9 protein-coding genes are annotated in these 10748 nt (G+C 48.6%); all 9 read left to right on the top strand.

What is annotated here, in order from left to right:
* The first annotated feature begins 298 nt into the window (after window positions 1–298).
* Window positions 299–772, top strand: a complete 474-nt coding sequence (locus ARB69_RS20790; RefSeq protein WP_025657141.1) for a complex I 24 kDa subunit family protein — start codon at window positions 299–301, stop codon at window positions 770–772.
* 4 nt (window positions 773–776) lie between these two features.
* Entirely contained in the window at window positions 777–2663 is a 1887-nt protein-coding gene (nuoF, locus tag ARB69_RS20785; RefSeq protein ID WP_050639863.1) for an NADH-quinone oxidoreductase subunit NuoF, read from the top strand.
* Between the two features lie 12 nt (window positions 2664–2675).
* Window positions 2676–4364, top strand: a complete 1689-nt coding sequence (locus ARB69_RS20780) for a [FeFe] hydrogenase, group A (protein ID WP_050639864.1) — start codon at window positions 2676–2678, stop codon at window positions 4362–4364.
* A gap of 776 nt (window positions 4365–5140) precedes the next feature.
* Window positions 5141–6415 (top strand): class 1 isoprenoid biosynthesis enzyme, encoded by a 1275-nt coding sequence (locus ARB69_RS20775; protein ID WP_055154901.1) that lies wholly within the window; start codon window positions 5141–5143, stop codon window positions 6413–6415.
* A gap of 230 nt (window positions 6416–6645) precedes the next feature.
* Window positions 6646–7941 carry a bifunctional folylpolyglutamate synthase/dihydrofolate synthase gene (locus ARB69_RS20770; RefSeq protein ID WP_055154900.1) on the top strand — a complete coding sequence of 432 codons (1296 nt, stop codon included), beginning with the start codon at window positions 6646–6648 and terminating at the stop codon, window positions 7939–7941.
* Window positions 7938–8492, top strand: a complete 555-nt coding sequence (gene folE / locus ARB69_RS20765; RefSeq protein WP_055154899.1) for a GTP cyclohydrolase I FolE — start codon at window positions 7938–7940, stop codon at window positions 8490–8492. Before ARB69_RS20770 ends, folE begins: the two co-directional genes overlap by 4 nt.
* An 18-nt stretch (window positions 8493–8510) precedes the next feature.
* Window positions 8511–8993 carry an HD domain-containing protein gene (locus ARB69_RS20760; protein ID WP_050639868.1) on the top strand — a complete coding sequence of 161 codons (483 nt, stop codon included), beginning with the start codon at window positions 8511–8513 and terminating at the stop codon, window positions 8991–8993.
* Between the two features lie 17 nt (window positions 8994–9010).
* Window positions 9011–9835 carry a dihydropteroate synthase gene (folP, locus tag ARB69_RS20755; protein ID WP_050639869.1) on the top strand — a complete coding sequence of 275 codons (825 nt, stop codon included), beginning with the start codon at window positions 9011–9013 and terminating at the stop codon, window positions 9833–9835.
* A 36-nt stretch (window positions 9836–9871) separates the two neighbouring features.
* Window positions 9872–10693 carry a 2-amino-4-hydroxy-6-hydroxymethyldihydropteridine diphosphokinase gene (gene folK / locus ARB69_RS20750; RefSeq protein ID WP_055154898.1) on the top strand — a complete coding sequence of 274 codons (822 nt, stop codon included), beginning with the start codon at window positions 9872–9874 and terminating at the stop codon, window positions 10691–10693.
* The last annotated feature ends 55 nt before the right edge of the window (window positions 10694–10748 follow it).

Here is a 10748-nt window from a genome sequence, read left to right as displayed (position 1 = left end):
CGCCTATCCGGCATCGGGTGTTCTAGAATCACTTAGCAGCATGGGTGCATATCGCAACGGCATATACAGCCCCAGCGCCTCCCCGGCCTCCCTGTCATGAAGCGTCCCCATCCGTCGACAGGACTGAAGCCTGTCAACTGAATCCCGATTTTATTGAGAAAAAGTGTATTTTACTATTGCCTAAAAGCCACATTTACCATATAATAAACAGTGATTGATAAAATTTTAACTATATCATACAAAAGTACAGTTTATAAGGATTTTGAAGTCTTATAAACGCAGTTTAAGGAGGTATCTCATGTTAGATCAGACCTACTATGACAAGGCAGATGAAATCATAGCGTCACATGGGGCGGAACAGGCATCACTGATTCCAATTATTCAGGACATTCAGACGGAATACCGTTATCTGCCGCCAGAGCTTTTGAGCTATGTGGCAGGGAAGCTTGGCATTAATGAGGCAAAGGCTTACAGTGTGGCAACATTTTATGAGAATTTTTCTTTTGAGCCAAAAGGAAAGTACATCATCAAGGTATGTGATGGAACAGCCTGTCATGTGCGTAAATCGATTCCGATCCTGGAGCGTCTCTACAGCGAACTGGGCCTTTCCAGCGAAAAAGCAACAACAGACGATATGCTGTTTACTCTGGAAACGGTTTCCTGTCTCGGGGCCTGCGGGCTGGCGCCGGTGCTTACGGTGAATGATAAGGTTTATCCGGCAATGACGCCGGATGCAGCAGCTGAATTAATTCGCGAGTTGAGAGGAGCTTAGAGATATGGAGAGAATTGAGAATAGAGAAGCTCTCGGACAGGTACGTGAAGCTTCGAAAGCACAGATAGAAAACAGTAAATGCAGGGTGCTGATTTGTGCAGGGACAGGCTGTTTGGCAGGCGGTTCCGGTGACATTTACAGAAGAATGTGTGAGCTGGTTGATGAAAATCCGGATGTGGAAGTACATTTTGGGGAAGAGATCGCACATGGGGATGGAGAACTTGGCATTAAGAAGAGCGGATGCCATGGATTCTGCGAGATGGGACCTCTGATGAGGATAGAACCCCAGGGAATTCTGTATACAAAGGTACAGCTGGATGACTGCGATGAGATATTCCATAGAACGATTGAAAAAGGAGAGATCATCAGGCATCTTTTATTTAAACAGGATGGCATTGAATACCAGAAACAGGACGAGATTCCATTTTATAAAAAGCAGACAAGAAATGTTCTGAAAAATTGCGGGCATATTGATGCGGAGCATATCCAGGAGTATATTTCCACAGGCGGATACCAGGCTCTTGAAAAGGCACTGTTCAATATGAAGCCGGAGGAAGTGATTGAGGAAATTACAGAATCTAATCTGCGCGGCCGCGGGGGCGGCGGCTTCCAGACCGGTTATAAATGGTCACAGGTGGCGAAGCAGCAGGAAAAAGAACGTTATGTTGTCTGTAACGGTGACGAGGGAGACCCGGGTGCATTCATGGACCGGAGCATTATGGAGGGAGACCCGCATAAGATGATTGAAGGCATGATGATCGCTGCTTATGCTGTTGGTGCTTCCGAAGGTTATATTTATGTGCGTGCCGAATATCCGCTGGCGATCAGCCGTCTGAAACTGGCGATCTCACAGGCGGAAGATTGCGGTCTGCTGGGAGATCACATTCTGGGTACTGATTTTTCCTTCCGTTTACATATTAACAGGGGAGCGGGAGCTTTCGTCTGCGGGGAGGGCAGCGCTCTTACAGCTTCAATAGAAGGAAACCGCGGTATGCCGCGTGTGAAGCCTCCAAGAACGGTAGAACAGGGTCTGTTTGCGAAACCGACCGTGCTGAATAACGTAGAAACATTTGCAAATGTTCCCATGATTATCAACGAAGGCGCGGAATGGTTTAAAAGTATCGGGCCGGAGAGCAGTCCCGGAACCAAGGCGTTTGCTCTCACTGGAAGCGTAAAGCATACAGGTCTGATCGAGGTTCCCATGGGAACTACTCTCCGCGAAGTTATTTATGACATTGGCGGCGGAATCAAAGGGGACGGAGAATTTAAGGCCGTACAGATCGGCGGTCCCTCCGGCGGCTGCCTGATTACGCCGCATCTGGATATTAATCTGGATTTCGATTCCTTGAAAAAGATGGGCGCAATGATTGGATCCGGCGGACTGGTTGTAATGGATAACCATACCTGCATGGTGGAGGTCGCAAGGTTTTTCATGAACTTTACGCAGAATGAAAGCTGCGGAAAATGCGTTCCGTGCAGGGAAGGCACAAAGCGCATGCTGGAGATCCTGGAAAGAATCGTGGCCGGAAACGGAAAATTAGAGGATCTGGATCTGCTTGAGGAGCTCGCGGATACGATTACGGATACTGCACTGTGCGGTCTTGGCAAGAGTGCGGCTCTGCCTGTTATCAGTACGCTGAAGCTGTTCAGAAAAGAGTATGAGGAACATGTAGTTGAAAAGAAATGCGTATCCCACAACTGCACCGCAATGCGGCAGTTTATCATCAGCCCGGAACGATGCAAGGGATGTTCCAAATGTGCGAGAAACTGTCCGGTAGGTGCGATCAGCGGACAGATTAAAGAACCTTATGTCATTGATAATGAAAAATGTATTAAGTGCGGCGCTTGTGAAAGTGCCTGTGCATTTGGTGCGATACATATTGAAGGGTAGGAGGAAACGAACATGAGTTATATGACAATCAACAACAGAAGGGTCGCCTTTACGAATGAAAAGAATGTTCTTTCCGTCATCCGCAGAGCCGGGATTGACCTTCCTACTTTCTGCTATCACTCGGAGCTGTCTACATACGGCGCCTGCCGTATGTGTGTAGTCGAGGATAACAGAGGAAGGATATTTGCATCCTGTTCAGAGACACCCAGGGACGGAATGGTAATTTATACAAATACGCCAAAGCTGCAGCACCACAGAAAGATGATTATCGAATTGCTTCTGGCATCCCATTGCCGTGACTGTACAACCTGTGCTAAAAACGGAGTCTGTACACTGCAGAAGCTGTCCAGACAGCTTGGAATTATGGATGTAAGGTTTGAAAATAATAAAAAGCAGCTGGAGAAAGATACGACATCAGAGTGTGTTGTGAGGGATCCAAATAAGTGTATACTGTGCGGTGACTGTGTTAGAACCTGCGACGAGATTCAGGGCCTTGGCATATTGGATTTCGCATTCCGCGGTTCCAAAATGCAGGTGACGCCGGCATTTAACAAGGATTTGTCACAGACGGATTGTGTAGGATGCGGACAGTGCCGCGCGGTATGTCCGACAGGTGCAATTACGATTAAACAGAATGTAGATCCGGTATGGCGTGCGCTCAGTGACAAGAATGTCCGCGTGGTGGTACAGATAGCCCCGGCGGTCAGGGTGGCTATGGGAGATAAGTTCGGCATCAAAAAAGGTGAAAATGTGCTTGGACGCCTTGTAGCGGCTCTTCGCCGTATCGGTTTTGACGAAGTATATGACACCAATTTCGGCGCGGATCTGACGGTTATGGAAGAATCAAAAGAATTGCTGGAACGCCTGGAATCAGGAGAAAACCTTCCGCTTTTCACATCCTGCTGTCCGGCATGGGTTAAGTTCTGTGAAAATAGATATCCTGAATTCAGGAAGAATATTTCCACCTGCCGTTCTCCGCAGGAGATGTTCGGTGCATTGATTAAGGAAGAGGCGCGCATGAAGGCGGCGGAAGACACCAGGAAGACCATGGTTATCTCGATTATGCCATGTACGGCAAAAAAGGCAGAGATCACAAGACCGGAGCACTTTACAGACGGGGAGCAGAACGTGGATTATGTGCTGACAACCACAGAGGTTACCCGTATGATCCAGGAAGCAGGAATCGATCTTGCACAGGTGAAGCCGGAAGCACTGGATATGCCATTTGGACTGGCATCCGGCGCAGGCGCAATCTTCGGGGTTACCGGAGGTGTGACAGAAGCAGTGCTGCGGCGTCTTGTTAACAGCAATAAGGCGGAAGACCTGGAAGCAATCAGTTTCACCGGAGTGCGCGGCGTAGACGGCATCAAGGAAGCCAGGGTAAAACTGGGAGAAAGAGAAGTTAAAATCGCTGTTGTGAATGGTCTGCAATGTGCCTCCGAAGTACTGGAGAAGATGAAAGCAGGAGAAGTGCACTATGATTTCGTGGAAGTGATGGCTTGTAAGAGAGGGTGTATCGCCGGAGGCGGGCAGCCTGTGCCGATCGGCCCAAGAACAAAGAAAGCAAGACTGGAAGGACTTTATAAGATCGACACAATGGCACAGATCAAACTTTCAAACCAGAATCCGATCGTTGAGGCGGCTTATGAGGGCATATTAAAAGGAAAAGAACATAAGCTGCTGCATAATGAGGTGAATTAGCTTACAGCTGACGAGACGGTAAGGAGAGCGTCCGCCTCTTTGGGCTGCGGGATGCGGCGCGGGGCGGGATGTCTTCCGGTGCTTGCGGATGCCGGCCGTTTTGCCTAGTTTACGTAGGGATAAAATAGAAAAATCTGATGGAACCGGCGACATGCGGTCCCCAATTTGATAATTGGGGACCTTAGTCGCCTCAGACTTTGCCTGGTAAAGCAAAGTCTGTCCATCAGATTTTTCTATTTTATCCCAACGTAAACACGGCACACTCTAGTACAGCATTGCACTAATAATTCAGCAATAAGCACCTGCTCTCTACGCCATAGCTGTACCTGCTTTCGCTAGACGTAGGAACCCCTACGCCGTCGCGAAAGCAGGCACAACTCTGACGCAGATATCAGGCACTTATTACTGAAAGATTAATGCACTGCTGTACTAGGCATCCGCAATCACCAGAAGAAATCCCGCCCCGCGCCGCATCCCGCAGCCCAAAGAGGCGGGCGCTCTCCTTACCTTTTAGTGGCTGTTCGGAAGGGGATTCATGGCGGAAGGTCGAGGAGGGGGACGATAGTGGAGGATTAAGGAAAATATCGTGGACAGTCAGGAGATAGATAAGTCGGATTCGTGGTGGTTTCTGGCTATCCCTTTCATTTACACTTCTTTTCTTCATAATAATAGTCCCATTCCTTTCGTTGTTTTTTGTGAAGGATCGTGGTATACTTTTGAAGTATTGGGAACAGGGAGCGTGTTAACGGCTGCAGCTTTTTACAGGAGGGCATAGTATGGACACTTGGGAAACGATTCGGGAGGATGATCGGTATGGAATTGCTGCGGCGGTGAAGACCGTGACGGATGTTTGGAAGAAAACTCCTGCGGCAGCGGGGGCGGGGATGTTCCGTGCTATTTCTGTGAAGGAGCAGGCTGAAAATGATAAAAGGTGCAGGGAGGTCTGGGGGAAGCTGAACGGGCATTTGCAAAGTTTTCCTCAGGCAATTCAGGGGCAGAAGATGTGGCGGGAGAGGGCAGAGAAGGTTCTGTCTGACGCTATGGATAAGGATGTAATGTTCCAGCTGGGACAGCTGCCGGGCGATGTAAGAAACGGGTTTTTAGAGGCGGCCAGAACCTTTGTCCGGCATACACGAGTGTTTGACAGGGAGCTTGTACTGGAGGATCTTGGACAAGCGCTGAGAAATTATTTTGTATATTTTATGCTGTGCCTTGCGGATGGTTCTGACAGGTGGTTCCATGAGGCGATCTGGGGGTACAGCCTGCTTTATCCTTATACGGATAATTTTCTGGACGGTGACAAAACGAGACAGGAAAAGGCTGCATTTAACCGCAGGCTGGAGCAGAAACTGAACGGATTCAAAACAGAGGCGGAAGACGATCTGGAACAGAAGGTCTTCCACATGGTGGATTCGGTCGAAGATATTTATCCAAGAAAAATATTCAGCGGTCTATATGATTTTCTTCTGACTATTTATGATGCCCAGATAAAAAGTATGGAGCAGCAGGGAAAGACGGAGAAAACGGCACAAGAGCTTCTGCAGATGTCGGCTTATAAGGGCGGGGCTTCTATCTATGTGGATCAGTGCTTGATTGATGGGTATCTGAAGGAAAAAGATATCCTGTTCCTTACGGGGTTCGGGCTCTTTTTGCAGCTTGCAGATGATTTGCAGGACGTGGATGAAGACGCCGAAAACGGACATCAGACTTTGATGACGCTGAGTGCGGGGGCCGGCTTTCTGGATGAAATTGTGGGACGCCTGATGTCTTTTCTGAAATATGTGTTTGAAAATTATTGGAGCGGGGAAGAGGCGTATAAAGGTTTTGTGCTGGATAACAGCGTGCAGTTGGTAATTATGACTGTGTTCCAAAAGAAACAGTATTTTTCGGAAGCGTTTAAAAGAAATATGGAAGAATGGTCCGTACTGCCCGCGGGTTTTTTTGCATGGATGGATGCGGAAAATGCCAAAAACCGGGAGAACATGCAGCACAGCCCGGTAAATATGATGGAGATACTGGATGTCTGGTGCCAGGTACCTTCTTTGGAGTAGGGATGGTGTTAAATGCGCTTCGGCAGTACCGGTATGACGAGAAAGGGAGACGGCTGGTTACTGTTTAGACCGAGCGTCTACCTCGCTGCACTTGAAAAGCAGGGAAATAAATTTCTCTTGTGATAAAATGCATTTAGTGCTATGATTGACAACAGTGGAATACATGATTCTACAGCGTAGGCTAATAAATCACATAATTATAGAAGAGATAGGGAAAGGAAACGAGAAACGTGACCTATAAAGAAGCAAGGGTATATTTGGACGAAGTGTCGAAATACGGAAGTGTACTTGGCTTGGATACGATTCGAGGTCTGTTGCGTGAACTTGGGAATCCTCAGGATGACTTGAAGTTCATACATATTGCAGGAACGAATGGCAAGGGATCTGTGCTTGCATACACTTCAACAATTTTAAGTGAGGCAGGGTACAGAACCGGCAGATATGTATCACCAACAGTGGTTTCCTATTTGGAACGGATTCAGATAGACGGAAAATGGATACCGGAAGATGAGTTCGCAGAATTAGTGGAAGAAGTTAAGAAAGCTATTGCACGCATGGAAGCCAGAGGTGAGGCCAGCCCCACCGTTTTTGAGGCAGAGACGGCAGTAGCTTTTTTGTATTTCAGAGAGAAGCGCTGCGACTTAGTCGTTTTAGAAACCGGGCTGGGCGGCCTGCTGGATGCGACGAATATTGTGAAGAATACGGAGCTTGCCGTATTCGCATCCATCAGCAGGGATCACATGGGATTTCTGGGCGAAACTCTGGAGGAGATTGCGGCAAATAAGGCGGGAATTATAAAGCCTGGCTGTACGGTTGTCACATCGCTGCAGAAGCCGGAAGTGATGGCGGTACTCGGCGGAAAGGCCCGGGAGCTGAAATGCGGCATGGAGGTTGTGTATCCCAGGGAGGCGGTAGTGATAGAAGAAAACTGGGATGGACAGCGGTTTTCCTACCGGGAGTGGGAAAACATTAAAATCTCGCTGGCAGGCAGATACCAGATTGAGAATGCCGTTACAGTTCTTGGGGTTATCCGGACGCTTAGAAACAGTGGATATGCGATCTCAAGGCAGGCCGTAACAGAAGGTTTTGCGAAAACAACGTGGCCCGGACGGCTGACCTGTGTTGCCAGGAATCCTCTGGTAATTGTGGACGGGGCGCATAATGAGGAGGCAGCGTTGAAACTGCGGGAGTCTTTGATACAGTATTTCCCCGGCAGGCGTATAATATTTATTATGGGAGTATTCCGGGATAAGGAATATGGCAAGATAGCAGAGATCATGGGACCTCTGGCGGACAAGATATATACTGTCGAACTGCCGGATCAGAGCAGGACGCTGGGCGCGGATGAATTAAAGCAGGCATTGCTGCCATACTGTGTGGAGGTAGAAGAGGCATCCGGGATAGAAGAGGCTGTGAGGGAAGCATGTGCTTCTGCTAAAAAAGACGACGTAGTACTGGCTTTTGGTTCGCTGTCCTATCTGGGACAGGTTATGGAATTGGCTGAGGATATGGGAGAGAAGTTATGATAGATCAGGAAAAGATAAAACAGGCGGTAAAGCTTCTTCTGGAAGGGATCGGGGAAGACACCGGAAGAGAAGGCTTAAAGGAGACTCCGGAGCGTATTGCCCGTATGTATGAGGAAATATACGGCGGGATGGACGAAGATGCGGCAGAACATCTGAAAAAGACATTTCACGTAGAGAATAACGAAATCGTAATGGAAAAAGACATTACCTTTTATTCTACTTGTGAGCATCATCTTCTTCCCTTTTATGGAAAGGCCCATATTGCATATATTCCCGATGGAAAGGTGGTTGGCTTAAGCAAACTTGCCAGAACCGTAGAAGCATTTGCCAGAAGGCTTCAGATCCAGGAGCAGCTGACGGGGCAGATTGCAGATGCCTTGATGGAGCATCTGAAGCCAAAGGGAGTACTTGTGATGATTGAGGCGGAACATATGTGCATGACAATGCGGGGAATAAAAAAGCCGGGGAGCCAGACCGTGACGGTAGTTAAGAGAGGCGTGTTTCTGGAGGATCCAGAGCTGACCAATCTGTTTTTCCAGATGATCAGATAAAGGATAGGGGGATTGTCTATGAAAGAGATCGAATTGATCAGAAAGCATCCTCTGTATCTAAGCTGCTGCAAGAGGTTAGAGGAATTGGAACGGGACCGGCAGTTCTGCAGGCATCAGATGCCGCATCTGCTGGATGTGGCCCGGATCGCTTATATCCGGAGTCTGGAGAACGGTCTGGGGTTGAAGAAAGAGGTGATCTATGCGGCGGCAATTCTGCATGATATCGGCAAGGCCAGCCAGTATACGGAAGGCATACCGCACGAGACCGCCGGAAAAGAGACGGCAGAAAAGATACTGGAGGATACGGATACATTTACAGGAGAAGAAAGACAGATGATTCTTCAGGCAATTATGGAGCACAGACGGGACAGTGAGAATCAGTCTGTGCTTGGCAGGCTTTTATATGAAAGTGATAAATTGTCCAGAGCATGTTATGCATGCCCTGCGGAGAAGGAGTGTAACTGGAGCAGCGGTAAGAAGAATATGGAGATAAAATGGTGAAAGGACTGGTATAAGAGATGAGAATAGGCAGCAGGGAGTTTGACACGGAACATCATACCTATATCATGGGGATTCTGAACGTGACGCCGGATTCATTTTCCGACGGTGGAAAATACAATGATCTGGACAAGGCGCTTCTGCATGCACAGGAATTGGTGCGTGACGGTGCGGATATTCTGGATGTGGGCGGAGAGTCGACTCGTCCGGGGCATATCCAGATTACGGAGGAAGAAGAGACCGAGCGGGTCGTGCCCGTGATTGAAAGGCTGAAGCAGGAGTTTGACACACCCATTTCCATCGATACTTACAAGAGCAGCGTTGCAAAAGCTGCCGTTCAGGCCGGAGCCGCACTTGTGAATGATGTCTGGGGGCTCAAATATGATGCCGGGATGGCGGACGTAATCGCTGAAAGTCAGACAGCGTGTTGTCTGATGCACAACCGGGAGAAAGCAAAATACGTCAATTTTCTGCCGGAGGTTCTGATGGATCTGCAGGAAAGTGTTGATATAGCAAGAAAGGCCGGCATTGCAAAAGACAAGATCATACTGGATCCGGGGGTCGGCTTTGGAAAAACGTATGAGATGAATCTGGAAATCATCAAGGAATTGAACCGTCTTAAATTCTTGGAGTACCCTATTTTGCTGGGAACCTCCAGAAAGTCCGTAATCGGCCTGACACTGGATCTGCCGGCCGGACAGCGGGAAGAGGGAACCCTCGTAACCACCGTGCTTGGGATACTAAGCGGGTGCGCCTTTGTGCGAGTGCACGATGTGAAGGGAAACAAACGGGCTATTCAGATGACAGAAGCCATTATGAGGGAACATGACTGCAAAGGGGTCTGACCCCTTTGGGAAAACGATATGTAGAGGGACGGGATTATGGATCAGATTAAGATAGAAAATCTGGAGATATTTGCAAATCACGGCGTATTTCCGGAGGAAAATGTGCTGGGGCAAAAGTTTTTGATTTCAGCGGTTCTTTATACGGACACCAGGCGTGCCGGAAAGACAGATGACCTGAAGGCTTCAATCCATTACGGTGAGGTCAGCCAGTTTATGGATACTTTTATGAAGAAGAATACTTATAAGCTGATTGAACGGGCCGCGGAGTGCCTGGCAGAAGAGCTTCTTTTGCATACTGCACATTTGGAGAAGGTAGAGCTGGAAGTGAAAAAGCCGTGGGCTCCGGTGGGCCTTCCGGTGGAATACGTGTCAGTCAGGATTACCAGGCAATGGCATACCGCATATATTGCGTTGGGATCTAACATGGGGGATAAGGAAGGCTATCTGAATGCTGCGGTCAAAGAGCTGGATCGAAGAGAGGACTGCCGGGTAGTGAAAACCTCCGGCTGGCTTGTTACCCCGCCGTACGGCATGACAGATCAGGATGATTTCCTGAACGGCTGCCTGGAGCTGCGGACGCTGCGAACGCCGGAGGAACTTTTGGAGGAGCTGCATAAGATCGAAGCGCATGCTGGGCGGGAGCGCGTGATACACTGGGGGCCAAGAACCCTGGATTTGGATATTATCTTTTACGATGATCTGATTGTGGAGACAGATACACTTTGTATCCCACACGTGGAGATGCATAAACGTGATTTCGTGTTGAAGCCCCTTCATGAGATTGCGCCATATAAGCATCATCCTGGAAACGGGAAGACAGTGCGCGAGCTGCTGGAGGAGATTGAGCAGAGTCATTAAGCGGAAAGCGAATAGCGGAGAGGATCCCGGTGAAGCATTTGCGGTGTAAAAAAAC

The organism is Faecalicatena contorta (genome assembly GCF_001404335.1).
Taxonomy (GTDB): Bacteria; Bacillota; Clostridia; order Lachnospirales; family Lachnospiraceae; genus Faecalicatena; species Faecalicatena contortus_B.
This window is presented reverse-complemented; position numbering and strand designations above follow the sequence as displayed.

Coding starts and splice junctions, on each gene's coding strand:
- ARB69_RS20790 (WP_025657141.1), top strand. CDS start 299: ATGTTAGATCAGACCTACTATGACAAGGCAGATGAAATCATAGCGTCA.
- nuoF (WP_050639863.1), top strand. CDS start 777: ATGGAGAGAATTGAGAATAGAGAAGCTCTCGGACAGGTACGTGAAGCT.
- ARB69_RS20780 (WP_050639864.1), top strand. CDS start 2,676: ATGAGTTATATGACAATCAACAACAGAAGGGTCGCCTTTACGAATGAA.
- ARB69_RS20775 (WP_055154901.1), top strand. CDS start 5,141: ATGGACACTTGGGAAACGATTCGGGAGGATGATCGGTATGGAATTGCT.
- folE (WP_055154899.1), top strand. CDS start 7,938: ATGATAGATCAGGAAAAGATAAAACAGGCGGTAAAGCTTCTTCTGGAA.
- ARB69_RS20760 (WP_050639868.1), top strand. CDS start 8,511: ATGAAAGAGATCGAATTGATCAGAAAGCATCCTCTGTATCTAAGCTGC.
- folP (WP_050639869.1), top strand. CDS start 9,011: ATGAGAATAGGCAGCAGGGAGTTTGACACGGAACATCATACCTATATC.
- folK (WP_055154898.1), top strand. CDS start 9,872: ATGGATCAGATTAAGATAGAAAATCTGGAGATATTTGCAAATCACGGC.